The 25,810-nt window shown below is 70.7% G+C and carries 20 protein-coding genes; 6 read left to right on the top strand and 14 right to left on the bottom strand.

Going from position 1 to position 25,810, the window contains the following annotated elements; translation table 11 throughout:
* Positions 1–61 precede the first annotated feature (61 nt).
* Both nusA and rimP read right to left on the bottom strand, forming a co-directional pair.
* Positions 62–1,060 carry a transcription termination factor NusA gene (nusA, locus tag ACQCO7_RS31510; protein ID WP_464074972.1) on the bottom strand — a complete coding sequence of 333 codons (999 nt, stop codon included), beginning with the start codon at positions 1,058–1,060 and terminating at the stop codon, positions 62–64.
* A gap of 2 nt (positions 1,061–1,062) precedes the next feature.
* A complete protein-coding gene (gene rimP, locus ACQCO7_RS31505; protein ID WP_464074971.1) occupies positions 1,063–1,593 on the bottom strand; it encodes a ribosome maturation factor RimP in 531 nt (176 codons plus the stop codon).
* 241 nt (positions 1,594–1,834) lie between these two features.
* Between rimP and ACQCO7_RS31500 the strand changes: the two genes are divergently transcribed.
* The 3 genes from ACQCO7_RS31500 to ACQCO7_RS31490 are packed head-to-tail and all read left to right on the top strand — an operon-like array spanning position 1,835 to position 3,801.
* Entirely contained in the window at positions 1,835–2,338 is a 504-nt protein-coding gene (locus ACQCO7_RS31500; RefSeq protein WP_464074970.1) for a hypothetical protein, read from the top strand.
* Positions 2,335–2,850, top strand: a complete 516-nt coding sequence (locus tag ACQCO7_RS31495) for a ferritin-like domain-containing protein (RefSeq protein WP_464074969.1) — start codon at positions 2,335–2,337, stop codon at positions 2,848–2,850. Before ACQCO7_RS31500 ends, ACQCO7_RS31495 begins: the two co-directional genes overlap by 4 nt.
* 54 nt (positions 2,851–2,904) lie before the next feature.
* Positions 2,905–3,801, top strand: a complete 897-nt coding sequence (locus ACQCO7_RS31490; protein ID WP_464074968.1) for an aminoglycoside phosphotransferase family protein — start codon at positions 2,905–2,907, stop codon at positions 3,799–3,801.
* Positions 3,802–3,887: 86 nt separating this feature from the next.
* On the opposite strand, the gene ACQCO7_RS31485 is transcribed toward ACQCO7_RS31490, so the two are convergent.
* The 6 genes from ACQCO7_RS31485 to dxr all read right to left on the bottom strand — a co-directional run bounded on the left by ACQCO7_RS31485 (position 3,888) and on the right by dxr (position 11,586).
* Complete coding sequence (locus tag ACQCO7_RS31485; RefSeq protein WP_464074967.1) at positions 3,888–5,588, bottom strand: proline--tRNA ligase; 1,701 nt, start codon at positions 5,586–5,588, stop codon at positions 3,888–3,890.
* Between the two features lie 42 nt (positions 5,589–5,630).
* Entirely contained in the window at positions 5,631–6,194 is a 564-nt protein-coding gene (locus ACQCO7_RS31480) for a GNAT family N-acetyltransferase (RefSeq protein ID WP_464074966.1), read from the bottom strand.
* Between the two features lie 73 nt (positions 6,195–6,267).
* Positions 6,268–7,116, bottom strand: coding sequence for a GNAT family N-acetyltransferase (locus tag ACQCO7_RS31475; RefSeq protein WP_464077331.1), 849 nt, complete (start codon positions 7,114–7,116; stop codon positions 6,268–6,270).
* A gap of 563 nt (positions 7,117–7,679) precedes the next feature.
* The gene (ispG, locus tag ACQCO7_RS31470; protein ID WP_464074965.1) at positions 7,680–8,837 is read right to left on the bottom strand and encodes a flavodoxin-dependent (E)-4-hydroxy-3-methylbut-2-enyl-diphosphate synthase; all 1,158 of its coding nucleotides are present in this window, start codon (positions 8,835–8,837) and stop codon (positions 7,680–7,682) included.
* A 170-nt stretch (positions 8,838–9,007) separates the two neighbouring features.
* Positions 9,008–10,312 carry a M50 family metallopeptidase gene (locus tag ACQCO7_RS31465; RefSeq protein WP_464074964.1) on the bottom strand — a complete coding sequence of 435 codons (1,305 nt, stop codon included), beginning with the start codon at positions 10,310–10,312 and terminating at the stop codon, positions 9,008–9,010.
* Positions 10,309–11,586 (bottom strand): 1-deoxy-D-xylulose-5-phosphate reductoisomerase, encoded by a 1,278-nt coding sequence (dxr, locus tag ACQCO7_RS31460; RefSeq protein WP_464074963.1) that lies wholly within the window; start codon positions 11,584–11,586, stop codon positions 10,309–10,311. Before dxr ends, ACQCO7_RS31465 begins: the two co-directional genes overlap by 4 nt.
* 162 nt (positions 11,587–11,748) lie before the next feature.
* On the opposite strand from dxr, the gene ACQCO7_RS31455 reads away from it, so the two are divergent.
* Positions 11,749–12,201 carry a lamin tail domain-containing protein gene (locus ACQCO7_RS31455; protein ID WP_464074962.1) on the top strand — a complete coding sequence of 151 codons (453 nt, stop codon included), beginning with the start codon at positions 11,749–11,751 and terminating at the stop codon, positions 12,199–12,201.
* A gap of 126 nt (positions 12,202–12,327) precedes the next feature.
* Here ACQCO7_RS31455 and ACQCO7_RS31450 read toward each other — a convergent pair whose 3' ends face one another.
* Positions 12,328–14,295 (bottom strand): acyl-CoA dehydrogenase family protein, encoded by a 1,968-nt coding sequence (locus ACQCO7_RS31450; RefSeq protein WP_464074961.1) that lies wholly within the window; start codon positions 14,293–14,295, stop codon positions 12,328–12,330.
* Positions 14,296–14,547: 252 nt separating this feature from the next.
* Between ACQCO7_RS31450 and ACQCO7_RS31445 the strand changes: the two genes are divergently transcribed.
* Together ACQCO7_RS31445 and ACQCO7_RS31440 are read left to right on the top strand one after the other, a co-directional pair.
* The gene (locus tag ACQCO7_RS31445; protein WP_409114122.1) at positions 14,548–15,555 is read left to right on the top strand and encodes a LacI family DNA-binding transcriptional regulator; all 1,008 of its coding nucleotides are present in this window, start codon (positions 14,548–14,550) and stop codon (positions 15,553–15,555) included.
* 156 nt (positions 15,556–15,711) lie between these two features.
* Positions 15,712–17,757 (top strand): glycoside hydrolase family 31 protein, encoded by a 2,046-nt coding sequence (locus tag ACQCO7_RS31440; RefSeq protein WP_464074960.1) that lies wholly within the window; start codon positions 15,712–15,714, stop codon positions 17,755–17,757.
* Positions 17,758–17,819: 62 nt separating this feature from the next.
* Here the strand turns inward: ACQCO7_RS31440 and ACQCO7_RS31435 are convergent, their stop codons facing one another.
* The 5 genes from ACQCO7_RS31435 to ACQCO7_RS31415 are packed head-to-tail and all read right to left on the bottom strand — an operon-like array spanning position 17,820 to position 25,608.
* Positions 17,820–18,449, bottom strand: a complete 630-nt coding sequence (locus tag ACQCO7_RS31435) for a chorismate mutase (protein WP_464074959.1) — start codon at positions 18,447–18,449, stop codon at positions 17,820–17,822.
* A 34-nt stretch (positions 18,450–18,483) separates the two neighbouring features.
* The gene (locus ACQCO7_RS31430; RefSeq protein ID WP_464074958.1) at positions 18,484–19,197 is read right to left on the bottom strand and encodes a glycoside hydrolase family 12 protein; all 714 of its coding nucleotides are present in this window, start codon (positions 19,195–19,197) and stop codon (positions 18,484–18,486) included.
* A gap of 47 nt (positions 19,198–19,244) precedes the next feature.
* The gene (locus tag ACQCO7_RS31425; protein WP_464074957.1) at positions 19,245–21,467 is read right to left on the bottom strand and encodes a glycosyl hydrolase family 95 catalytic domain-containing protein; all 2,223 of its coding nucleotides are present in this window, start codon (positions 21,465–21,467) and stop codon (positions 19,245–19,247) included.
* A complete protein-coding gene (locus ACQCO7_RS31420; RefSeq protein ID WP_464074956.1) occupies positions 21,464–23,425 on the bottom strand; it encodes a beta-galactosidase in 1,962 nt (653 codons plus the stop codon). The genes ACQCO7_RS31425 and ACQCO7_RS31420 overlap by 4 nt, the downstream gene beginning before the upstream one ends.
* A complete protein-coding gene (locus ACQCO7_RS31415) occupies positions 23,425–25,608 on the bottom strand; it encodes a WD40/YVTN/BNR-like repeat-containing protein (RefSeq protein ID WP_464074955.1) in 2,184 nt (727 codons plus the stop codon). Before ACQCO7_RS31415 ends, ACQCO7_RS31420 begins: the two co-directional genes overlap by 1 nt.
* Between the last annotated feature and the right edge of the window lie 202 nt (positions 25,609–25,810).

The raw sequence follows: 25,810 nt of genomic DNA, 5'->3' as shown, positions 1-25,810 counted from the left end.
GAACACGTGCCGCGATATAACTGACGTGATCCAGCCGTTGACCGGCGTGATCTATTCCCCGCTACTCCCCGGCCCCGGGCTCCTGCTGCTCGGTGTCCGGCCGGATGTCGATGCGCCAGCCGGTCAGCCGGGCGGCGAGGCGGGCGTTCTGGCCCTCCTTGCCGATCGCGAGCGACAACTGGTAGTCCGGCACGGTCACCCGCGCGGAGCGGGCGCCGAGGTCGACGACCTCCACCTTCGACACCCGTGCGGGTGACAGGGCGTTGGCGACCATCTCGGCCGGGTCGTCCGACCAGTCGACGATGTCGATCTTCTCGCCGTTCAGCTCACCCATGACGTTGCGCACCCGGCCGCCCATCGGGCCGATGCAGGCGCCCTTGGCGTTCAGGCCGCTGCGGGTGGAGCGTACGGCGATCTTGGTGCGGTGGCCGGCCTCGCGGGCGATCGCGGCGATCTCGACCGAGCCGTCGGCGATCTCCGGGACCTCCAGGGCGAACAGCTTCTTCACCAGGTTGGGGTGCGTACGGGAGAGGGTGACCGAGGGGCCGCGTACGCCCTTGGCGACCCGGACGACGTACGAGCGCAGGCGCAGGCCGTGCGCGTACACCTCGCCGGGGACCTGCTCCTGCACCGGGAGCATGGCCTCCATCTTGCCGATGTCCACCAGCACGTTCTTCGGGTCGCGGCCCTGCTGGACGACACCGGTGACGATGTCGCCCTCGCGGCCGGCGTACTCGCCGAGCGTCGCGTCGTCCTCCGCGTCCCGCAGGCGCTGGAGGATCACCTGCTTCGCGGTGGAGGCGGCGATCCGGCCGAAGTCCGACGGGGTGTCGTCGAACTCGCGCGGCTCCTGCCCCTCCTCCAGATCGTCCGGGTCCTCCTTCGCCCACACGGTCACATGCCCGGTCTCCCGGTCGAGCTTCACGCGCGCGCGGCGGCGGCTTCCCTCGGTGCGGTGGTAGGCGATGAGGAGGGCCGACTCGATCGCCTCGACCAGCAGGTCGAAGGAGATCTCCTTCTCCCGTACCAGACCCCGCAGGGCACTCATGTCGATGTCCACGGCTACGCCTCCTCTTCCTTCACGTCGTCTTCTACGTCGTCTACGTCTACGGCTTTGTCTTTACGGTTGAACTCGACCTGGACGCGGGCCTTGTCGATCTCGGTGAAGGCGAGCCTGCGGGCGGTGGCCTTGCGGCCCTTCACGCCGGGCACCTCCAGATCGAGGCCCTCCTCGTCCACGGCGAGGATGCGGGCGGTGACCTCGCCGCCCTCGGTGAGCTGGAAGCGGACCAGGCGCTCCAGCGCGCGCACGTAGTGCCGGTGCTCCTTCAGCAGCCGCTCCGCGCCGGGGGTGCCGACCTCCAGGTCGTACGCCGCGTCGCCCATCGCGTTGGTCTCGTCGAGCTTCGCCGAGAGCGCGCGGCTGATGTCGGCGACGGCGTCCAGATCGGCGCCGGAGTCCGAGTCCACGACCACCCTCAGCACTCTCTTGCGGCCCACGGTCTCCACCGCGATCTCTTCGAGGTCGAGCCCCTGCGCGGCGACGAGCGGCTCCAGGAGCTCTCGCAGCCCCTCGCTCTGGGTGGTGCTCATCCGGGTGACTCCTCGGCCGCGTGTGCTGTTGTGGGATGGTCGCGTGTCTGGTCAAAGGGTATCCGGTCGCGGAGGGTGTTGCCGTCCACGCGTGCCCGCGGCAGTGGGGCCGGACGCCTGAGCGCGGGTACCGTGATCACCTGCTGTCTTCTCTCCCTTTCCCTGCCGTACGAGTCTGCCGAGGACGTCTGACGTGTCGTACTCCCCGTCGCGCCGAAGAACCCTACTTGCCACCGCGGCCGTGTTCGGTGCCGCCGGCTGCTCCTCCTCCGGGCCCTCCGCCGAGGAGACCGCCTCCGGGGCGCCCTCCGTGTCCCAGCGGGTGCGGGCCCGGGCCGTCCAGGACAGTCAGGGGCTCGTGAGGCAGTACGACGCGGTGCTCGCGGTGCGGCCGGGGCTCACGGGGTTGCTCGCGCCGTTGCGGGGGGAGGTCGTGCGGCATGCGGGGGCGTTCGGGGGGACCGCGTCGGCGTCTCCTTCCGCGTCGGCGTCCGGGACTCCATCCGGGGCTCCCTCTGAGGGTGTCTCCGGGAGTGCTTCTGGGGGTGCCTCTGGGGGTGTCTCGCCCGCGCCTCCCGTCGACGACAAGTCCGCCCTCACCCAACTCGCCGCCGCCGAGCGGGCGTTGGCCGATCGGCGGGCGGCCGAGCTACTGACCGTGCCCGGGGAGCTGGCGCGGCTGCTCGCGTCCGTGGCGGCTGCCGGGGCCGTGCACGCGTACGTACTGGCGGAGGGAGCCCGATGAGCGCCGAACTGGACGCCCTCCAGGCCGCGTTGGCCGCCGAGCATGCGGCTGTGTACGGGTACGGGGTTGTCGGGGGCCAGATCGGAGAGGCGCGGCGGGGTGAGGCTCGCGTCGCGTGGGACGCCCACCGGGCCCGGCGTGACGCGCTCGCGCGGGCCGTACGGGACCTCGGTGCCGAGCCGGTCGCCGCGAACGCCGGGTACGCGTTGCCGTTCCCCGTCGACGGGTCCGCCGCCGCCGTACGGCTCGCCGCGCAGTTGGAGGAGCGGATCGCCGGGGTGTACTCCGACCTCGTGCGGGCCACCTCCGGGGCGCGGCGGGGGGACGCGGCCGGGGCGCTGCGGGAGGCGTCGGTGCGGGCGGTGCGGTGGGGCGGGGGGAGCGTAGCCTTCCCTGGGCTCGCGGAGCGGGGTGGGGCGGGGGCGGGGGCTTCTGCGGATTCCGGCGCTTCGGCGGAACCTGGTACTTCGGCGGATTCCGGTGCTTCTGCGGGGGTGACGCCCTCGGGGTGAGCCCGGGTCTCGGTCCATCGGGAATGTCAGCAGCCAGAAGGGAACACCTCACGCATGCCGCACATCGAGCCGCCTCAGCGGTTGGTCCGGGCGCTCTCCGAGAGCGTGCCGGGTGCTGCCGCCTGGCTGGAGGGGTTGCCCTCCCTCGTCGAGCGGGCCGTTTCCGCGTGCGGGGTGGGTGTCGAGCGGGTGCAGGTGCCCGGGGGGCGGAGCAGCCTCGTCGTCCTCGTGCGGCTCGCCGACGGTGGTCCCGCTGTGCTGAAGGTCGCTCCCGAACGGTTCCGGCCCGCCGCGGAGCTGGCCGCGCTGGAGCACTGGGGCGGGCTCGGGGCCGTACAGGTGCTGGGCGGTGGGGACGGGGTGCTGCTGCTGGAGCGGTTGCGGACCGACGTCTCCGTGCGGACCCTGCCGGAGGCGAAGGCGACGCTCGAAGCGGCGGGGGCTCTTCGGCGGTTGTGGGTCGAGCCGCCGGAGGGGTTCGCCTTCGAGACCGTCGCCGAGCGGACGGGGCGACAGGTCGAGGCGATGCGGTTCGCCGGGCGGGGGGACGCGCTCGTGGGGTCCCTGGTGGATGCGGCGCTCGGGGTGCGGGAGGAGTTGGTGGGGTCGGAGTCCGAGGTGCGGTTGCTGCACGGGACGTTCCGGCAGAGCAAGGTGCTCGCGGGTGAGCGGTCGCCCTGGCTGGCCGTGGGGCCCGATCCGGTGGTGGGTGAGTGCGCGTTCGATCTGGCGCGGCTGGTCCGGGACCGCGTGGAGGATCTGGTGGGGTCGCCTTCGGGGGCCTCGGTTGCCCGGCGGCGGGTGAAGAAGCTGGCCGAGGCGCTGGAGGTGGATCAGGAGAGGTTGCGGGGGTGGGTGCTGTTCCGGGCGGTGGAGTCCGGGGTCCGGGCCATGCGGGTGGGACGGACGGCGGATGCGGAGTTGCTGCTGGAATTCGCCGGGTGGCTCTGACCGTTCCCCTCCGTGGTGACGTTCTGTCACACACCACGGCCGGGGAACGGTCCGAGAGAACCCGGTGAGGTTCCCGGGGCGTTTCCTCAGACGGTCAGGCGGGCGATCGCCTCGTCCACCGTCAGCTCCTCGCGCTCACCCGTCCTGCGGTCCTTCAGCTCCAGGACGCCCTCGGCGGCGCGGCGGCCCGCGACCAGGATCTTCGGCACCCCCATCAGCTCGGAGTCGGTGAACTTGACGCCCGGCGAGACGCCCGCGCGGTCGTCGACGAGGACGCGGAGACCGGCGTCACGGAGCTTCTCGGAGACTTCCAGGGCCAGTTCGGTCTGGAGGGCCTTGCCCGCGGCGACCACGTGGACGTCGGCCGGGGCGACCTCGGCGGGCCAGCACAGGCCCTTGTCGTCGGCGGTCTGCTCCGCGAGCGCGGCGACGGCGCGGGAGACGCCGATGCCGTACGAGCCCATCGTGACGCGGACCGGCTTGCCGTGCTGGCCGAGGACGTCGAGCTTGAGGGCGTCGGCGTACTTGCGGCCGAGCTGGAAGATGTGGCCGATCTCGATGGCGCGGTCCAGCTTGAGGCCGGTGCCGCAGGCGGGGCAGGGGTCGCCCTCCTGGACGACCACGACGTCGACGTACGCGTCGACCTCGAAGTCACGGCCCGCGACGACGTTCTTCGCGTGCGTCTGGTCCTTGTTGGCGCCGGTGATCCAGGCGGTGCCGGGGGCGATGCGCGGGTCCGCGATGTAGGTGAGCTTCTCCTGGCGGCCCTGCGGACCGACGTACCCGCGCACGAGGTCGGGGCGGCCGGTGAAGTCCTCGGCGGTGACCAGTTCGACCGTGGCGGGCGCGAAGTGGGCCTCGACCTTGCCGAGGTCGACCTCGCGGTCACCGGGGACGCCGACGGCGACGATCTCGCCGTCCACCTTGACCAGCAGGTTCTTCAGCGTCGCGGAGGCGGGGACGCCGAGGGCGGCGGCCAGGGTCTCGATCGTCGGGGTGTCGGGGGTGGGGATCTCCTCCAGCGCGGGGGCGGTGGCCTCCTGCGGGACGAGGGCGAAGTTCACCGCCTCCGTGTTCGCCGCGAAGTCGCAGTTCGGGCAGTCCGCGAAGGTGTCCTCGCCGGCCTCGGCGGGGGCCAGGAACTCCTCCGACTTCGAGCCGCCCATCGCGCCGGCGGTCGCCGCGCAGATGCGGTAGTCGAGGCCGAGCCGCGCGAACACCTTCTGGTAGGCGGCGCGGTGCAGGGCGTACGAGTGCGCCAGGCCCTCGTCCTCCGTGTCGAACGAGTACGAGTCCTTCATCAGGAACTCGCGCCCGCGCAGGATGCCGGCCCGGGGGCGGGCCTCGTCACGGTACTTGTGCTGGATCTGGTAGAGGATGACGGGCAGGTCCTTGTACGACGACGCCTGGTCCTTCACCAGCAGGGTGAAGATCTCCTCGTGGGTCGGGCCGAGGAGGTAGTCGCCGCCCTTGCGGTCCTGGAGGCGGAACAGCTCCGCCCCGTACTCCTCCCAACGGCCCGTCGCCTCGTAGGGTTCCCGGGGCAGCAGCGCCGGCAGCAGGACTTCCTGGGCGCCGATCGCGTCCATCTCCTCGCGGACGATGCGCTCGACGTTCGCCAGGACCTTCTTGCCGAGCGGCAGCCAGGACCAGATGCCGGCGGCCGTACGGCGTACGTAGCCCGCGCGGACCAGGAGCTTGTGGCTGAGGACCTCGGCGTCGGCCGGGTCGTCGCGCAGTGTTTTCGCCATCAGCTGGGACATGCGCTGGACCGGTGCGTTCGCCATGGTGTCTCGTACTCCTGCCGGATAAAGGTGATGGCTAGGAGATTAGCCGTCGGCCCTGGCTGGTCGGAAATCCGTCCGCCGCAGGAGGGGCAGGGGGGCGCCCATCACCGCGTACGGGCGCGGGGCGCTCGGGAAGAGGACCCTGCGGGCCAGGTCCTGGTAGCCGAGCGAGCGGTACAGGGCCCTCGCGGGGCTGTCCGTGTCGATCGCCGAGAGGATCGAGCGGGGGTGCGGCACACCGTCGGTGATCGCCGTGATCAGGGCCCGGCCCGCGCCCCGGTTCTGGTACGCCGGGTGCACGTGCAGTTCCGTGATCACGAACGAGTCGTCCAGCCAGTGCGTGTTGCCGAGCGCCCTCAGGTACGGCTCGACGACCGTGGACCACCAGTGCGCGCGGTCGTTCGGCATCCCGTACACGAACCCCGCGAGGCGGCCTTCGGACGTGGTGACGCCGAGGGCGCGGGCGCCCGGGTTCGTCATGTGGCGCAGGACGATCTGCCGTCTGACCGCCACTTCGTCGGGGGCCAGGCCGAATGCGATCGCCTGGACCGACAGTGCCTCGTCCACGCGGGCGGAGAGGTCCAGGGGGCCGATCACCAGGTCCATGCGGGGAGCCTACAGGGGGGTTCCTGGTGGGGGTGGGGTGCGGGTTCTCCGTACGGGGTTGTCTCGCGGGGTTTCAGAACAGCACGCTCATGAACGCGCCGACCTCCTGGAAGCCGACCCTTCGGTACGTCCTTCTCGCGGGCGTGTTGAAGTCGTTGACGTACAGGCTCACCACCGGGGCCACGTCCGCGAGGGCGTAGCGCAGGACCGCGGCCATGCCGGGGGCGGCGATGCCGAGGCCCCGGTACTCGGGGGCCACCCAGACGCCCTGGATCTGGCACGCCTCCCTCGTCGCGGCGCCGATCTCCGCCTTGAACATGACCCGGCCCCGGTCGTCGAGCCGCGCGAAGGAGCGGCCCGTGCCGACGAGTTCGGCGACCCTCGCCTGGTAGAGGAGGCCGCCGTCGCCCGCCAGCGGGGAGACGCCGACCTCCTCCGTGAACATCGCCACGCAGGCCGGCAGGATCGTTTCCATCTCGTCCTTGCGGATGCGGCGGACGTACGGGTCGGGGGTGATGTCCGTCGGCATGCGGTCCGTGACCATCAGGGGTTGCTGGGGTCTGACGTCCCTCGCCGGGCCCCAGTGGGGTTCGAGCAGGCGCCACAGGTCCGCGGTGGGCTCCGCCGGTCCGACGATCGACGAGCAGCGCCGGCCGCTCCTTCTCGCCCGGTCCGCGAAGGCCCGTACGGCTCGGGGGGTGGCGCAGATCGGTACGAGGTTCGCGCCCGCGTAGCACAGGGACGTCAGCATCCCCGCCTCGTACCAGCCCCACATCTCGCCGCCCAGCCGCCATGGGTCCAGTCCGGCGACCTGCACCCGCGACGTCACGAACGCGTTCGCGACCGGCTCCTTGCCGAGGATGGCGAGAGCCGCGTTCAGGTCGCTCGGTTCGAGGACCCGGGAGGTGGTGTGGGTCAGCACGGGGTGGGGCCTCACGGTGGGGTTCTTGATTTCCCGCACTGTACCTGCGGAAGCTTGCCCGCGCCTCTCCCTGCCGGGGGCTGGGCCGGTCCCTGTTGTCGCCGGGCTCGCGAATGCCGCCCGGACCGACCGCCCCCGCTTTGTCCTCGAACGCCGGACGGGCTTGGGGGTGGTGCGGATTCGAGGGCGGGGCGCGGAAGGGGGTGCCGCTGTGGGTCGGTCGGCGGGTGCGGGTCGTGGGGGGCTGGGCGCGCCCACGCGGCGGAGCCGCATATTGATACAGCCCCGCGCCCCTAAAGGGGTTGCGGCGGGGCGGCGTGATGCGTGGACCTGTGCCGATGTGAGCCACGACGAGGTTCTCCACGGCCGTGAAACTCAGCTCCCGGAAGGCTCTCTGGTATGCGGCTACCGCCACACGGGCAGAACCACCCACTTCTTTCGGGGGCGCGGGGAACTGCGCGACCAGCCACATCGGACCCGCACCCGCCCACCCACCCCATCGGGGTCCAAGAGGCGGAGCCCCTTGAGGATGGGACGGGTAGGGGCGGCGGGGGCGAAAGAAATTAGCCTGCTACCGAGACCGACGGTTCGCCGGAGGCGATGCCTTCCTCCTGCATCTGCTCCGCCAGCTTCATCGCCTCTTCGATCAGCGTCTCCACGATCTTCGACTCCGGGACCGTCTTGATGACCTCGCCCTTGACGAAGATCTGCCCCTTGCCGTTGCCGGACGCAACACCCAGGTCAGCTTCACGCGCCTCGCCGGGGCCGTTCACCACGCAGCCCATGACCGCCACCCGGAGGGGGACATCCATACCGGTGAGACCCGCGGTGACTTCCTCGGCCAGCTTGTAGACGTCCACCTGCGCGCGCCCACAGGACGGACAGGACACGATCTCCAGGCCACGCTGCTTGAGGTTGAGGGACTCCAGGATCTGGTTCCCGACCTTGACCTCCTCGACGGGAGGCGCGGAGAGGGAGACGCGGATGGTGTCCCCGATGCCCTGGGACAGAAGCGCGCCGAAGGCGACGGCGGACTTGATCGTGCCCTGGAAGGCGGGCCCCGCCTCGGTGACCCCGAGGTGCAACGGGTACTCGCACTGCGCGGCAAGCTGCCGGTACGCCTCGATCATCACGACGGGATCGTTGTGCTTGACGGAGATCTTGATGTCCCGGAAGTCGTGCTCCTCGAACAGCGACGCCTCCCACAGAGCGGACTCGACGAGCGCCTCGGGCGTGGCCTTGCCGTACTTCTGGAGCAGCCGCCGGTCGAGGGACCCGGCGTTGACGCCGATCCGGATGGGCGTCCCGTGATCGTTCGCGGCCTTGGCGATCTCCCGCACCTTGTCGTCGAACTGCTTGATGTTGCCGGGGTTGACGCGCACGGCGGCGCACCCCGCCTCGATCGCCGCGAAGACGTACTTGGGCTGGAAGTGGATGTCGGCGATGACGGGAATCTGCGATTTCCGCGCGATGGTGGCGAGCGCGTCCGCGTCGTCCTGCGTAGGACAGGCGACCCGCACGATCTGGCACCCGGACGCGGTGAGCTCGGCGATCTGCTGAAGCGTGGCCCCGATGTCGGACGTACGCGTCGTGGTCATCGACTGCACGGACACCGGTGCGTCCCCGCCCACCGCGACCGACCCGACCTGGATCTGCCTGCTCTTGCGCCGCTCGGCGACCTTGGTCGGAACGGACGGCATGCCGAGAGAAATCGCAGTCATCTGCTGTGCAACCCCATGTCGTGGATCAAGACCGGTCCCGTGAGCGCGCGGGCCACCGGGGTCCGAGGTTACGACACGAGACCCCCACCGGGCACATTTTCCTTGTCAAACCCGCTGGACGGACGACGGCCGGACACCTAGGGTGCCCGGCCGTCGTGAACGCTGGATGGCTACGAGATTTTCACCGGGTTCACCACGTCCGCGATGAGGACGAGGATCGTGAAGCAGATGAACACCCCGGCGACGACGTAGGCGAGCGGCATGAGCTTCGCCACGTCGAACGGGCCGGGGTCGGGCCTGCGCAGGACGCGCGCGAGGTTCCTGCGCAGCGACTCCCACAGCGCGCCCGCGATGTGCCCGCCGTCGAGCGGCAGCAGCGGGAGCATGTTGAAGAGGAACAGGGAGAGGTTGAACCCTGCGACCAGCATGAGCGCCATGGCGAGCTGCTGGGACGGCGGGATGTCGAGGGTGAAGATCTCGCCGCCGACCCGAGCCGCGCCGACGACGCCCATCGGGGAGTCGGCCTCACGCTTGCCCCCGTCGAACGCGGCGTCCCACAGCGCGGGGATCTTGCCGGGCAGGGCGACGATGGAGTCGGCGGCCTCGCCGACGCGGTCGGTCATCCAGGTGACGGAGTCGCCGAAGTCCTGCTGGACGATGCCGGTGGCGGCGCTGAAGCCGAGGAACCCGGCCTTGACGTACTGCCCCTGGACGATCTGCCCGCTGGAGTCCTTCTTGGCGACCTGGTTCTCGGCGATCTTCGCCCGGAGGGTGACGTCCTTGCCGTCGCGCTGGACGACGATCGGGACGGTCTTGTCGGCGCTGGCGCGGATGAGGTCGGAGAGGGAGTCCCACTTCTCGGTCCGCACGCCGTCGAAGGAGACGATCTTGTCACCGGCCTTGAGCCCCGCGGCGGCGGCCGGGGACGCGGGGTCGCCGGTCCTGCACGTGTCGCGGTTCTCGTTCTGGTTGATGACGCACTGGGAGACCGAGCTGACCGTGGTGGTCTGCTGGGAGATCCCGAAGCCCATGAGGACGGTGAGGAAGAGGATCGCCGCGAGGATCAGGTTCTGTACGGGTCCGGCGGCCATGATGATGACGCGCTTCCAGGGCTTGCGCGTGTACATCATCCGCGTCTCGTCGCCCGGCTGGATCTCCTCCATGGAGGCGGAGCGCGCGTCCTCGATCATCGTGCGCCACGGGGACGTGGACCGCGTGGAGATCCGGCCGTCCTCGCCCGGCGGGAACATCCCGATCATGCGGATGTAGCCGCCCATGGGGATGGCCTTGACGCCGTACTCGGTCTCGCCCTTCTTGCGGGAGAAGACGGTCGGCCCGAAGCCGACCATGAACTGCGGCACCCGGATGCCGAAGAGCTTGGCGAACGTGAAGTGCCCCAGCTCGTGCCACGCGATCGAGAACAGCAGCCCGAGCACGAAGACGACTATGCCGAGGATCATCATCAGAGCGGTCATGCGCGCGCCTCCGCGGTCGCCGTCAGTTCCCGGGCCCGGGCTCGTGCCCAGGCATCTGCTTCGAGGACGTCCGACACGCTGAGCGAAGTTCCCGACACGCTGTGTTCTTTCACCGCGTGCTCTTTCACCACGTGCTCTTCCACCACACGCGTGACGGTCTCCATGATCCCGTTGAACGGCAGCGCGCCCCGACGGAACGCCTCCACGCTCTCCTCGTTGGCGGCATTGAACACCGCCGGAGCCGTTCCCGCGAGCTCGCCGACGTGCCGGGCGAGGTTCACCGAGGGGAACGCCTCGTTGTCCAGGGGGAAGAACTCCCAGGTGGAAGCCTTGCTCCAGTCGAAAGTGGGCGCCGCGTCGGGGACGCGGTGCGGCCAGCCGAGCCCGATGGCGATCGGCCCGCGCATGTCGGGGGGCGTCGCCTGGGCCATCGTCGATCCGTCCGTGAACTCAACCATCGAGTGGACATACGACTGGGGATGCACGACCACCTCAATGCGGTCGAAGGGAATGTCGTAGAGGAGGTGCGCCTCGATGACTTCCAGCCCTTTGTTGACCAGGGTCGCCGAGTTGATCGTGATGACCGGGCCCATCGCCCAGGTGGGGTGCGCGAGCGCCTCCTCGACCGTGACGTCCGCGAGCTGGTCCTTCGTACGGCCCCGGAAGGGACCGCCGGACGCGGTGACGACGAGCTTGCGGACGTCCGCGCGGGTGCCGGAGGCGAGCGCCTGGAAGAGGGCCGCGTGCTCGGAGTCGACGGGGATGATCTGACCGGGTTGCGCCAGCGCCTTCACCAGGGGGCCGCCGACGATCAGCGACTCCTTGTTGGCGAGCGCGAGGGTGCGGCCCGCCTCCAGGGCGGCCAGCGTCGGGGCGAGGCCGATGGCGCCGGTGATGCCGTTCAGGACGGTGTGGCAGTCGGAGGCGGCGACCTGCGTGGCCGCGTCCGGCCCCGCGAGGATCTCCGGGAGCGGCTCGCCGGTGCCGTACTCGGCCGCGAGGGCCTCGCGCAGCGCCGGTACGGCGTCCTCGCGGGCGACCGCGACGGTCCGCACCCGCAGCCGGTGCGCCTGCTCGGCGAGCAGGGCGACGCGTGCGCCGTGCGCGGACAGGGCGGTGACCCTGAAGCGGTCCGGGTTGCGCAGGACGAGGTCGATGGCCTGCGTGCCGATCGAGCCGGTGGAGCCGAGGATCACCACGTCCTTGGGGGCGTCGCCCGCGACGGGGGCGAAGACCAGGTGGGGGTCGGCGAGAGGGGCTGGACTGTCGGTCATTCCCCCATTGTCGCCGCATGGGCTGTGGGGGTGGACAGGGTGTCGCCAAGGGGTGGGCCGGGGCCCGCGTGAGAGGTGGTTCATATAACCGTTTATGAGTTTCTGGTGAAGATCCCGTGATAGGACTGGTCCCGCATACGACATCCAGGGGGGATCTCTCACATGCGTGTCACCCGACTCTGTGCTGCCCTCGGCGGCACCGCCCTGCTCTTCGGCACGGCGCTCTCCACCCCGGCCCACTCCGCCACCGGCGGCGTCGAGCTGTACCACATCTGGTTCGACAGCCCGGGCAAGGACACCCGCAGCACCGCGAGCCTCAACGCGGAGTGGGTCCAGCTCAAGAACACCGGCAAGAAGCCGGTGAACCTCAAGGGCTGGATCCTGAAGGACGCCTCGAACCACAAGTACGTCTTCAAGAACGTCTCCATAGCCGCCGGCAAGACGATGAAGATCCACACCGGCACCGGCAAGGACACCACGGCCGACAAGTTCCAGAACCGCAGGGCATACGTCTGGAACAACGACGGCGACACGGCGACCTTGACCCGCGCGACGGGGGCGAAGGTGGACACGTGCACATGGACGAAGAAGACGAAGGACCACAAGTGGTGCTGAGGTCTTGAGGGGTAGGGCGAGTACGACGAGCCGCAGTCTTTATCGGCGCGGCAGCGCCGCCTTAGGGGCGCGGGGAACTGCGCGACCAGCCACGACGGACCCGCACTCGCCCTACCACCCGTCTTTTCACCGAATCGGCCGGTGCACGTTCTCCTTCGTAGATGCCCCCGGCGATGCGTCGGCGATCCAGGGCCCCTCCCCCGAGGGATCGACGATGCCGGTCTCCAGCCACTCGTACGCTCCCCCGAGCACCCCCTTGACCACCTTCCGGTCCACGTCGTCCGTGTTGGACCACAGGCGCCCGAACAACTCGTCCACCCGAACCCTGGCCTGTTGGCAGAACGCGTCGGCCAACTGGTAAGCCTCGCGCCCGTGTTGGCCCTGGGCACGGAGATGCTCCGCCCGGACGCACGCCGCACTCATCGCGAACAACTCCGCCCCGATGTCCACGACCCGGCCGAGAAACCCCTGCTTCGTCTCCAGCCGCCCCTGCCACCGGGACATCGCGTAGAACGTGGACCGCGCGAGCTTGCGGGAGTGGCGCTCGACGTACCGAAGATGCCCCGAGAGGTCCACGCCGTTCTTGAAGTCGTCGTAGGACGTGGGGAGTTGTCCGGCACCGACGACGAGCTTCGGGAGCCAGCGGGCGTAGAAGGAACCGGCCCCCACACCCGCGCGCGCCTTCTCCCCGAGGGACTTGTCGGGATCGATGAGGTCCCCGGCGACGGAGAGGTGCGCGTCGACCGCCTCGCGGGCGATGAGGAGGTGCATGATCTCGGTGGAGCCTTCGAAGATGCGGTTGATGCGCAGGTCGCGGACCAACTGCTCGGCGGGGACGGCCCGTTCACCCCGCGCCTTGAGCGACTCGGCGGTCTCGAACCCCCGCCCGCCCCGGATCTGCACCAGCTCGTCGGCGATGAGGCACCCCATCTCGGAGCCGTACAGCTTCGCGAGGGCCGCCTCGATGCGGATGTCGTTGCGGTCCTCGTCGGCCATCTGCGAGGAGAGATCGACAACGGCCTCCAGCGCGAAGGTCGTCGCGGCGATGAAGCTGATCTTCGCCCCGACCGCTTCGTGCGACGCGACGGGTTTTCCCCACTGCTCACGGACGCCGGACCACTCGCGGGCGATCTTCAGCGCCCACTTCCCGGCCCCGACACACATCGCGGGCAGCGACAGCCGCCCGGTGTTGAGGGTGGTGAGCGCGATCTTCAGCCCGGCCCCCTCGGGCCCGATGCGGTTGCCGGCGGGCACCCGCACCTGGTGGAACCGGGTGACCCCGTTCTCGATCCCGCGCAGCCCCATGAACACGTTGCGGTTCTCGACGGTGATCCCCTCGGAGTCGGCCTCGACGACGAACGCGGTGATCCCGCCCTTGTGCCCCTCGGACACCGGAACCCGGGCCATGACGACCAGCAGATCGGCGACGACCCCGTTGGTGGTCCACAGCTTGACGCCGTCGAGGACGTACGCGTCCCCGTCCGGCACGGCGGTCGTCGCGAGCCGCGCGGGATCGGACCCGACGTCCGGCTCGGTGAGCAGGAACGCGCTGATGGCCGTCGTGGCGCAGCGCGGCAGGAACGCGTCCTTCTGCTCCTGCGTACCGAAGATCTTCAGCGGCTGCGGCACCCCGATCGACTGGTGCGCGGACAGCAGCGCGCCGAGCGCCGGGTTCGCCGAACCGACCAGCGCCAGGGCCTTGTTGTAGTAGACCTGGGTGAGTCCGAGGCCGCCGTACTTCGTATCGATCTTCATGCCGAGCGCGCCGAGGTCCTTGAGCCCGTTGACCGTCTCGTCGGGGATGCGCGCCTCGCGCTCGATGCGGGCGGAGTCGACCTTGGTCTCGCAGAAGTCGCGCAGCGCGGCGAGGAACTCCTCGCCGCGGCGGACGTCGGCGTCGGGCGGGACGGGGTGCGGGTGGATCAGGTCGAGCCGGAAGCGGCCGAGGAACAGTTCCTTGGCGAAACTGGGTTTGCGCCAGTCCTGCTCGCGGGCCGCCTCGGCGACCTGCCGGGCCTCGCGCTCGGAGACGGAGGGGCCGGGGACGGACGGCTCGCCCTGCGCTCCGGACGGCTCTGCGTGTGGTGCGGACATGAGGATCACCTCGCCGCGGATCGGGTGTTCGGGACGTCTGGTTACCGATCGGTTCTACTGGATCGTTTACCCGATTACGGCGGCTTGGACCAGCCCTCGCGCACCCGTTCGCCCTGTTCCGGAGTGATTATCGAAGCGCTTCGACAACCTATGGACACCCATCCCTCACTGAAGCTACTGTCGAACCACCCACTCACCCACCCTGTTCGCAACGCGCACTGTCGAAGCGCTTCACAAAGCTTGGAGAGCTGGATGGTCACCCTCGCCGAGGTCGCCCAGCACGCCGGAGTCTCGGCGAGCACGGTGAGCTATGTCCTCAGTGGCAAGCGGTCCATCTCCACGACCACACGGCAGCGCGTCGAGCAGAGCATCCGGGAGTTGGGGTACCACCCGAACGCGGGTGCGCGCGCGCTCGCGAGCAGCCGCTCGAACATCATCGCGCTGATGATTCCGCTCCGCACCGACATGTACATGCCGGTGATGATGGAGATCTCCATCGCGGTGGCGACGGCCGCGCGCGGCTACGGCTACGACATCCTGCTGCTGACCGGCCAGGAGGGGCCGGACGCGGTACGCAGGGTGACGGGCAGCGGGCTGGCCGACGGGATGATCCTGATGGACGTCGAACTCGACGACGAGCGGCTGCCGTTGCTGCGCTCGACCGACCGCCCCTCGGTGCTGATCGGCCTCCCCGCCGACACCTCGGGACTGACCTGCGTCGACCTCGACTGGAGCGCGACGGGCGCGCTGTGCGTCGAGCACCTCGCGGACCTCGGCCACCGGGACGTCGCCGTGATCGGCGAGGCGCCGGGGGTGTACGAGCGGCACACCGGGTTCGCGGTCCGCACGCTGGACGGACTGCGGTCGCGGGCAAGGGAGTTGGGGGTGCGCGCGCTGCACCGGCCGTGCGAGGGCGGGTACGACGCGCTGGCCGCGACGCTGGCCCGGGTCTTCGACGAGCGCCCGGCGACCACGGGGTTCGTCGTGCAGAACGAGTCCGCGGTGGAACCGCTGCTCTCGCTGCTGCGCCAGCAGGGGCGGGCGGTGCCGGAGGACGTGTCGGTGGTCGCGATCTGCCCGGACCAGGTGGCGACGCAGGCGCCGGTCAGGCTGACGTCGGTGGCGATCCCGGCGGCCGAGATGGGGCGACGGGCGATGGAGCAGCTCGTCGCGAAGCTGGAGGGGCGGGGCGGTGCCGAAGTGGCGCTGATCTCCCCCGAGTTGACGGTCCGGGCGAGCACGGGCCCGGGCGGCATCTGACAGACGGTCACTTCTCTTCGTACGGCGCCCTGTTGGTGAAGGGCGTTGTCGGGGTGCCCTGAGGGTTCCGGGGTGCCTCGCGGCGCCCTTCGGGGTGTCTTCAGCGCCCTTCGGGGTGCCTTCAGGTCCGCACGCTTCCCCTCAGGAGCACGCCTCATGACTCTGTCCGCCGAAGAACTGTCTCAGCCCAAGGTCAGTCTGGCCCAGTCCTCCCCCACCGTCGGGACGTTCCGTGAGCGGGGCGGCGCGCTGGAGTGGAGCGGGCGCCAGGAGACCGTCCGTATCGAGCCGTGGGGGCCGGACGCGGTCCGGGTGCGGTCCCGGCTCGGCGGGCCGGTCCTGCCCGAGCTGCCGGGCGCGCTGCTCGACACTCCCCCGGCGACCGAGTCGGTCGTCAAACTCGCTGAGGGCGTGGGCCTGTTGACGGTCGGCGCGCTGACGGTCGAGGTGAGCGCCGAGGGCCTGGTCCGCTTCCTGTCGACGGACTCCGGGGAGGAGATCCTCGCCGAGGAGCGCGCGCACTTCTGGTGGCCGGGGTCGCGCCTCTACACGGCCGTGGGGAACGGCTACCACCGGCTGGAGCAGCGGTTCGCCGCCTACGAGGACGAGAAGCTGTACGGGCTCGGGCAGCACCAGCACGGGAAGTTCGACCAGAAGGGGCTGGTCCTCGATCTGGTGCAGCGCAACGCCGAGGTCAACATCCCGGTGCTGACGTCGAGTCGGGGCTACACGCTGCTGTGGAACAACCCGGCCGTCGGGCGCGTGGAGCTGGCGCACAACGGGACGCGGTGGGTCGCGGACTCGGCGCGGCAGATCGACTACTGGATCACCGCGGGCTCTCCGGCCGACGGCCAGCGCCGCTACAGCGCGGTGACCGGCCGTACGCCGATGCTGCCGCAGTGGGCGGCGGGGTTCTGGCAGTGCAAGCTGCGGTACCGCACGCAGGACGAACTCATGGCTGTGGCACGGGAGTACAAGCGCCGGGGGCTGCCGCTGGCGGCGATCGTGTGCGACTTCTTCCACTGGACGCACCTCGGCGAGTGGAAGTTCGACCCCGCCGAGTGGCCGGACCCGGCCGGGATGGTGCGTGAACTCGCCGAGATGGGAACCAAGTTGGTGGTGAGCGTGTGGCCGTCGGTGTCGCCGCTCTCCGAGAACCACCAGCTCATGGAGCAGCGCGGCTACTTCATCGGCACGCAGTACGGTCCGATGGCGCACGCGGACTGGCCGGACAAGGGCGTCGCCTCGACCGTACAGGTCGCCTTCTACGACGCGACGAACCCCGAGGCGCGGGACTTCGTGTGGTCGCGGATCCGCGACAACTACCTTGCCCCGTACGGGATCACGGCGTTCTGGCTGGACGCCTGCGAGCCGGAGCTGAAGCCGGGGTTCGCGGAGAACCTGCGCTACTGGGCGGGGCCGGGACTTGAGGTCGGCAACCTGTACCCGCTGGAGAACGCGCGGGCGTTCGCGGAGGGGCTCGGCGCGGAGGGCGAGGAGGTCCTCACCCTCAACCGCTCGGCGTGGGCGGGCAGTCAGCGGTACGGGGCCGCGCTGTGGTCCGGCGACATCGGCACCGACTTCCCGACCCTGCGCCGCCAGATCGCCGCCGGGCTCAACACCGCGCTCTCCGGCATTCCTTGGTGGAACACGGACATCGGCGGCTTCCACGGCGGCGACCCGGACGACCCGGCGTACCGCGAAGTCATGGTCCGCTGGTTCCAGTTCGGCGCCTTCTCGCCGCTGATGCGGCTGCACGGGTTCCGCGACCCGGGGATGCCGCTGGGCCCCGGCATGACCGGCGGGCCCAACGAGGTGTGGTCGTACGGGGATACGGCGGGCACGATCATGGCCGAGTACGTGCGGCTGCGCGAGCGGCTGCGGCCGTACGTCCTGGAGGTCATGCGCGAGGCCCACGAGGAGGGGCTCCCGCCGATGCGCCCGCTGTTCCTGGAGTTCCCCGGGGACCGGGCGAGCTGGGGCGTCGACGACGCGTACCTGTTCGGGCGGGACCTGCTGGTCGCGCCGGTGCTGACGGCGGGGGCGACGGTCCGTACGGCGTATCTGCCGGCGGGGGCGCGGTGGACGGACGCGTGGACGGGGGTGTCGTACGAGGGGGGTGCGGCGGTGACCGTCGAGGCGCCGCTGGAGCGGATTCCGCTGTTCCTGCGGGACGGGGCGGAGTTGCCGATCGCGCGGTGACGTAGCGGCGTGAGGCCGGTCCCTGGACTGCGGGGCCGGCCTCACGGTCGTCTCTGTCGGGCTCAGCTCTCGCAGACCGACGGCAGTGCGCGGAAGAGTGCCTCGGTGTGCAGGCGGTCCAGGTGGCGTTCGTGGCGGACCTGGGCGGCGCCGAGGTACAGCTCGGGGTAGCAGACGAACCCGGAGCGGTCGGTGGCGGTCGCGGCGAGGGCCTTGACCAGTTCCGTGTTGATGCGGTTGATCTCGACGCGGAGGACGCTGAGGTCGGGGCGCGTGGTGGGGGCCTCGTCGGGGTGGTCGGTCCAGCGCTGGAACAGGCCGCGCTGGACCAGCTTGTTCGCCTCGATCTGGTCGCGGAAGACCTTGCGGACCGCGTCCGGGTCGGCGCCGAGCTGTTCGGCCTGCGCGGCGACGCTGTCGAGGACCTGCTGTTCGCGGGCCGGGTCGTCGATGGGGCTGCTGGTGCCGAACTTGGCGGCGGCGACCAGGTCCGCGGTGGCGAGGCGCTGGGCGGCGAGGTCGGCGATGGAGTACAGGGTGTAGGTGTCGGCGGCGGTGGTCGCCGTCGTGACGGTCGCCTGCGCGGCGGGTGCCTGGGGTGCCGCGACCGCGGTTCCCGTCGCCCCGAGGGCGACGGCCGCGGCCACGGCGAGCGTGGTCAGGGCGCGGCGTGTGGGGGTGGTGTTGTGCATATCCCCATCAAACCCCGCCCTGGCCACGGTTTGGTCAACTGCTGCTGACGGTCAGGTTGTTTGTCGTAAAGTTCAGGCCGCCGGACGAGCTGGTGATCTCGTACCCGAACTGCACGTCACCGATGGTCTCGTTGCCGAACCAGCCCTTGGTGTCCTTGATCCACTTCAGGATCGGGAGGATCTGGACGGACCCGGAGGACGAGTTCGAGGTGCGGATGAACGAGAAGACCTCGTTCGAGCCGTTGCTGCCCTTGTAGACGGTCCAGGTGTGGCCGCCGAGCGTCGCGGTGCCCTGCGATGTGCCGAGCGGCCCGACAGCCCCGGTCTTGTTGACCCAGAGCATCACTTCGTACGCGTTGTTCTTGAGCCAGATGTCGTACGACGTGTTGTACGCGCCGGACGACGGGACCGAGACGTTGTAGCTGCTGTTGAGCGAACCGAGCGAGGTGATCGTCTTGTTGATCACCTTCTTCTGGTTCGGGTAGGACTTGATGCCGCCGGTGCCCGGGTGGTTGGCGTTGACGCCCCAGTTGGTGCCGGAGTTGGCCCAGATGCACTGGCTTCCGGCGCCCGAACCCCAGATGTTGTTGTACAGCGTGTAGCCGTTGAGGTTCGTGTTGCCCCACTGGTCGCAGGTGTTCCAGACGGCTGCCGAGGCGGGGGCGGAGGCGAGCGCGACGGTGGCGCCGAGCGCCAGTGCGGGGGCGAGCAGGACCTTGACGGCCCTGGTGAGCGTGCGGGTTGCCATGGTGTCCCTTCCATGGGTGGGGGGAAATGCCTTGTTTTTCAGGGGAGTTACCACGCCTCCAGGGTGAGGACGTGGTCTTCTCCGGCGACGAGGTCGAGCGGCCTCGCGCCGGTGGAAGTCCGCAACTCGACACGGAGCGTGCGAGCGGGGTGGACGACGGCCCTGGCGCCGTTCTTGTCCCAGTCGAGGTCGACCTCGGCGCCGAACCTCGTCCGGACGCCCCGGAGTCGGCCCTCTTCGAGTGCCGGGACCTTCGCCGGGAGGAGGACCAGTCGGTCGGGGGCCGACTGGATCAGCGCCTCGATCAGGACGGTGGGGAGGGTGTGCGCGGCGTCCGCGTTGTAGACGTGGCGGTGGGGGTAGTGGGCGCTCATCAGGGACGCGTGGAAGAAGTCGCCGTCCAGGACGGCGGCGAGAGCCTGTCCGACGCGGGCGCCGTCCCTCAGCCTCGCGGCGATCAGGGCGTGGTGGAGGTGGCCGTGCGCGGAGTCGTTCTCGGCGCCCCGGAGTTGGAGGGCACGGTGGGCGGCTCCGGCGAGGGCGGGGGTGTCGTAGGGGGTGATCTCGCCGAGGGGCCAGACGGCGTAGAGGTGGCTCAGGTGGCGGTGGTCGTAGGTGTCCTGGAGACCGGGCCAGGCCCATTCGGCCAGGGCGCCGTCGGGGTTGACGCGGTGAGGGGGGAGGCGGTGGGCGAGGGCGGTCCAGCGGGCGGCCCGGTCGGGGGCTTCGGGGTGGTACGCGGCTGCCGTGAGGAGGGCGTGGCGGGCCGCCGAGAGGTCCATCGCCGCGTTGAGCGCTCCCCAACCGGCGTTCGCCGGGCGGTTCTCGGGTGAGTACGAGGGGACGACGACGAGTTGGCCCTCCGGCACCTCCCCGGTCCCGGCCCGTGGGTCCGTCCGCGTCAGGAAGTCCTCGTAGAACTCCGCGAGTTCGGCGAGCAGCGCAGCCGTACGAGGGTCCCGGGTGCCCGCTGTGTCGTCGTGGTCGACGAGGGGCTTGAGGAGCCAGTCCGCGCCGGACGTCCAGAGGTGGAGGGGGTATTCACGGCTGAAGTGGAAGGAGTGGCCGCACTCGCCGTCGGTGTGGGCGGGGGTGACGATGCCCCGGGCGCCGAAGACGGACCGGGCGTTGGCGCGCCAGTCGTCGAGTTGGGCCTCGATCAACTGGCGCAGGGCCTGGGTGACTTCGGGGAGGGCGGCCGAAGCGGCCGAGGACGTCTGGAGGTTGAGGTTGGCGTCGAGGGTGAAGGCGCCGGACCAGGCGGTGTCCCAGTCGCCGGTCCACAGCCCGGTGAGGCGGGGCGGGAGGAGGCCGGCGGCGGAGAGGAGGTGGTAGCGGCCGGCGGCGAAGAGGCGCTCCAGGAGGGCGGGGCTGTCCGGGGTCTTCAGCAACTCCGAGCCGGGGAGGGCGCGTTGGACGGGGTCGGCGTGGAGGTCGAGGGTGACGCGGTGGTAGGCGTCGCGGTGGCGGGGGAGGTGGCGGGCGCGGAGGCCGGTGTAGTCGTCCGGGTGCGGGAGCGCGGGGTCGGTGGGGTGCCGTTGCTCTCGGGTGTCGTACCTGTGGACCCGGGTGAGGAGGAGGACGGACTCGGCGTTCTCGACCCGAACACCGGTCGTGGTGAGGGAGGTCGTGCCGCCGGTGACGGCGATCCGGGTGAGGCCGGTGTACGCCTTGGCGCTGTCGGGGTAGCGGGCGCGCAGGGCGAGGAGGGCGCCGTCGGGGGTGAGGGAGACGGTGTGGGAGACGGCCAAGTCGTCGGGGGCGCCCGGGAGTCGGTGGTCCAGGGAGATGTCCGCGGTGAGTGCGGGCGCCGTGACGTGCTGGACGATCACGTCGTCGGCGCGGGAGACGAACACGCGGCTCGTCCAGTGCGCGTCGGCCGCTGTCGTCTCACCGGTCGTGAAGTCGAGGGTGCGGCGGTAGCGGTGGGTCGGGGTGGCCGTGTCCCGTCGTATCCGGGTCTGGAAGGCGGGGTGGAAGGGCTGGACCCACTGGAGGGGGCGGTGGTCGGTGAAGTCCTCGGCTGCCGTGAGGTCTCCGGCGAGCAACCTGTCCTGGACACCGGCGAGTCGGGACGCGAGGTCGGGGGCTCGGGCGTCCTCGGAGCCGTTCGGGCGGACGAGGGTGTGGTGGGTGACGATCACCCGGTCGTCGCCGGGGTCGCCGTACACGAGGGCGCCGTGGTGGCCGTTGCCGCTGAGGTAGCCGTCCTCCCAGCGGTCGGCGGGGGCGGGTTCCCAGGTTCCGTGGGCGGGTCCGGTGCGGGTCATGGCTTGAGCACCGCCGCTCCATGCCGGGCGAGGGTGAGTTCGCCCGTGGTGGGGGTGCCGGTCAGCAGGTCGTGGTGGTCCGGCGGTACTGGGAGGGTGACACTGTCGCGGTTGTGGTTGAGGAGGAACAGCAGCTCGCCCCGGCGTACCGCCTCGACGCCGTCCGGGAGGCCGTCGAGGGCGGGGCGGACGCCCGCTTCGGTGGCGATGCGGGCGAGGAGGGCGCGCAGGGCGGGCGGTTCGGGGAGGGTGGAGACGTACCAGGCGCGGTCACGGTGCGCGATCGCCGGGAGGGTGTCCAACTCACCGCCCTTGTACGGGATGTGGTCGGTGCCGGGCTCGGGTTCCAGCTCCTCCGACCAGAGGGTTCCCTTGAAGCCCTCGCACTCGACGGTCTCGTCCGCGTCGAGGGGCCACCATTCGTGCAGGGTGCGGATGCCGAACAGTGCGCGCAGGCGCGCGTCCATTCCGCCGGGGCGGATGCGGTCGTCGTCGTCCGCGACTCCGGTGAAGAAGCCGCAGACGAGGGTTCCGCCGCCGCGAACGTACGCGAGGAGGTTGTCGATCGCGGTGTCCGTGAGGAGGTAGAGCTGGGGTGCCACCACCACCTTGTAGGCGGACAGGTCGTGTTCGGGGTGGGCGAAGTCGGTGGTCAGGTTCTCTTCCCACAGGGCGCGGTGCCAGGCGCGCAGGACGTCGGGGAGGTCGACGCGGGCGGAGGGGCGGGCGTCCTGGGCTCCGGCCCACCAGGAGTGCCAGTCGTGGAGGATGGCCACGTCGGATTTCCGAGGTGCCGTCAGGTGCGGTGCTACGGCCGGGAGTTCGGCGCCGATCTGCTTGACCTCGGCGAACGTACGGCCCTGCTCCCCCGCGTGGCTGACCATCCCGGAGTGGAACTTCTCGGCGCCCTGGCGGGACTGGCGCCACTGGAAGCAGCAGACCGCGTCGGCGCCTCGGGCCACCGACTGGAGGGACCAGAGGCGGTTCAGGCCGCGGGGCTTGGGGTGGTTCACGCCGCGCCAGTTGACCGGGCCCGCGGCCTGTTCCATCAGCATCCAGGGGCCCTTGGCCTGGGAGCGGGTCAAGTCCTGTACCAGGGCGGCGTGTTGTGCGCCGAGGGGGTCGCGCGGGTCCGGGTAGAGGTCGACCGAGACGACGTCCTCCTCCTGCGACCAGCGCCACGCGTCCTGGCCGATCCACAGGGGCATGAAGTTCGTCGTCACCGGGATGTGCGGGGTGTGCCGGGTGACGATGTCCCGTTCGGCGAGGTAGCACTCCAGGAGGGCGTCCGAGGTGAAGCGCCTGAAGTCCAGTACCTGGGTGGGGTTCTTGAGGTAGTGCGGGGTGCGTGGGGGGAGGATGCCGTCCCAGGTGTCGTAGCCCTGGCTCCAGAACGCCGTTCCCCAGGCGGAGTTGAGGGCGTCGAGTGTGCCGTACCGCTTGCGGAGCCAGCGCCGGAACGCGGCGGCTGCCTCGTCGCCGTGGTCGAAGGTGCAGTACTCGTTGTTGATGTGCCACATCGTCAGCGCCGGGTGCGTGGCGTAGCGGGCGGCCAGGGCCTCGGTGATCGTGGCCGCGTAGCGGCGGTAGGTGGCGCTGGAGTGGGAGAAGTGCTGGCGTCCGCCCCACCATTCGGTGCGGCCGTCCTCCGTGACGGGGAGGGTGTCGGGGTGGAGGCGGCCCAGCCAGGGCGGGGGTGCGGAGGTGGGGGTGGCGAGGACGACGCCGATGCCGTTGGTGTGCATCAGGTCCATCAGGGTGTCCAGCCAGGCGAAGTTCCGTTCGCCGGGCCGGGGTTCGAGGGTGGACCAGGAAAAGACGCCCAGGGTCACGGAGTTGACGCCGGCTTCCCGCATGAGGCGGACGTCCTCGTGCCAGGTCTCCTCGGGCCACTGTTCGGGGTTGTAGTCGCCGCCGAAGAGGATGCGGCCCTTGGTGGCGTCGCTCAGGCCCGGCATCAGACCGGCTCCCCGTACTGGATGCCCCGGCCGTTCGTCGCCAGGTAGACGCGGCCGTACACCCTCGGGTCGCCGGTGATCGTCTCGCCGGTCCAGCCCCACTGGTGGCGGTCGTCGTTGATCCGTACCCAGGTCTTCCCCTCGTCGTCCGAGCGGTGGACGGCGGGGCCGGTGCCGGCGGGGCCGACGGTGCCGACCAGGTAGATCGCCGGGTAGCGCGCGCCGGGCGCGGCCTTGCCGAAGCCGACCGTGTACGACGCCGCGCAGCTCGCGGCCTTCGTGAAGGTCGTGCCGCCGTCGGTGGAGCGGAAGAGGCCGTTCGTCTTCGTGCTCAGCCAGAGGTCGCCGGCCCGTCCCGGCGCCGCGACCAGCTCGAACTCGCTGTCGCCGGACGGGAGGCCCGTCGCGCGGTCCGTGAAGGAGAGGCCACTGTCAGTGGTGGCCCGTACTGTTCCCGTAACGGAGTCGAACGCGTAGAACAGCGTCGGATCGGCCGGGTCGGCGACCGGTGTGGCGCCCTTCGGGAAGGAGGGGATCTCGGACCAGGTGGTGCCGTTGTCCGTCGAGCGGTGAGCGGGGTACTTGGTGCCGTCCCAGTGGACGAACGTCCACAGCACCACGCTCCCGTCGGCGTTCGTGGCGATCGGCCCCGGGGCGTCCTTGGCGAGGGCGGGCTGAGCGGCGAAGGGCGTCCAGCTCCGGCCGCCGTCGACCGAGTACGCGCCGTTTCCGTGGTCGCCCGAGCCGCTGCGGACGACGTACGCCGGTCTGGCCGCGGCCTGGGCGAGCCCCGTCGCCGACCCGAACACGGGGTTCGTGGCCATCCCTCGCGCCGGGGACGTCGTCAGCCGGTCGTGGTACATGACGCCGATGTCCCGCGATCCGCTCAGCAGGTGCGCCTCCCCGGCCGGGGGTGACACCAGCTGGACCACCGACGCCTCCTCCAGGCCCCTGATCTGCGGGGACCAGTGCTTGAGGTCCCTCGTGCCGTAGAGGGTGGCGCCCGTGCCGTACACCACGTGCCGGGAGTCGTACGGGTCGATCGCCACCGTCTGGATCCACCAGCCGAACTTCGGTTCCTGTCCGCCCCAGTCGAGGTAGGGAGTCTCCGACACGTCGAACTCGGCGGTCTCCTTGAGGGACGTCCAGGTGGCGCCGCCGTCCGTCGTGCGGTACAGGGTGTCCACCGCCGACCAGCGGTTGTTCGTCGAGACGACCGCCGTTCCCGGGCGGCGGGCGTCCACCGCCACGCCTCCGTAGCCGAACGTGTCCGTGGTGCCGTTCGGCTTCGCCGGGGTGATCTCCGTCCACCGGTCCGTCGTCGTCGAGAGTCTGTGGACGCTGCCGTCCGACTGGCCGTTCGGGCCGGGGGCGTTCGCGTACGTCACGTACAGGGCTCGGGTGCGGTGGTCGTACGCGGCTCGGACCGGGACCTTCGCGGCGGTGCCGGTCGGCTGGGCGGGGGCCGGTTCCCACCGGGTGCCGTTCCTCGTGCGGTACAGGGTGGGGGTTGTGCCGTCTCCGTCTCCCCAGCCGGCGTACAGGGTGCGGCCCGCCGCCACGAGGAAGGTGATGCCCTGGCCGGTCGCACCGGGGGTGAGCGGGAACGTCGCCTTCGTCCAGCTCCCGCCCCGGTCCGTCGACTTGAGCAGGCCGTCGTGCCGGGTGCCCAGCCACAGGGTGTCGCTGTTCCTCGGGTCCACCAGGAGGCGTTCGCCCGCGCCTCTGCCGTCCTCGTTCGCGCCGAGTTTCACGGGGAGGTCCGTGCGGGTCCAGGTTCTGCCGCGGTCGTCCGAGCCGAGGATCGCGCCGTTGCCGGCCCAGGGCTGGGAGTACGTTCCCAGGGCCAGGTACACCCTGTTCCTGTGCGCCGGGTCGATCGCTATCGCCTCCACGCCGAGGAGGTTCCAGTCGTCCCAGCCGAGGTGGTCCGTCAAGGGGGTCCAGCGGGCCGCTCCGTCGTCCCAGCGGTAGGCGCCGCCGATGTCCGTCCTGGCGTAGGCGAGGCCCCGCACGGCGGGGTGGAAGAGGACGCCGGTGACGAATCCGGTGCCGCCCATGACCACGTTGCGCCAGCGGTAGGGGGTGGGGCGGGTGACTGCCTGGGCCTGAGGGAGGGGGAGGGCGGTGAGGGCTGCGGCGGCTGCGGTACCGGCGAGGAGGGTTCGGCGGGTGGGGTGCATGGGGGTGCCTCGGGGGGTCGGGGGCGGGTGGGGGGTGGCTGAGGTGGGGGCGTTGACGCTCACCCGCGCCGGCGGGGTGGGGTAAGTGGGGGTAACTGTGATTCGTCGCGTGCAGGTGAAGGGGAAGATGCCGCACTCCGCGATGACAGTCGTGCGCTCTCACACCAGCCACGATCTGTCCGCACCCGGCGGCGATACCCTT

The organism is Streptomyces saintjeani (genome assembly GCF_055409605.1).
Note: the sequence above shows the minus strand (reverse complement) of the source record. Positions and strands in the feature narration are given on the sequence as shown.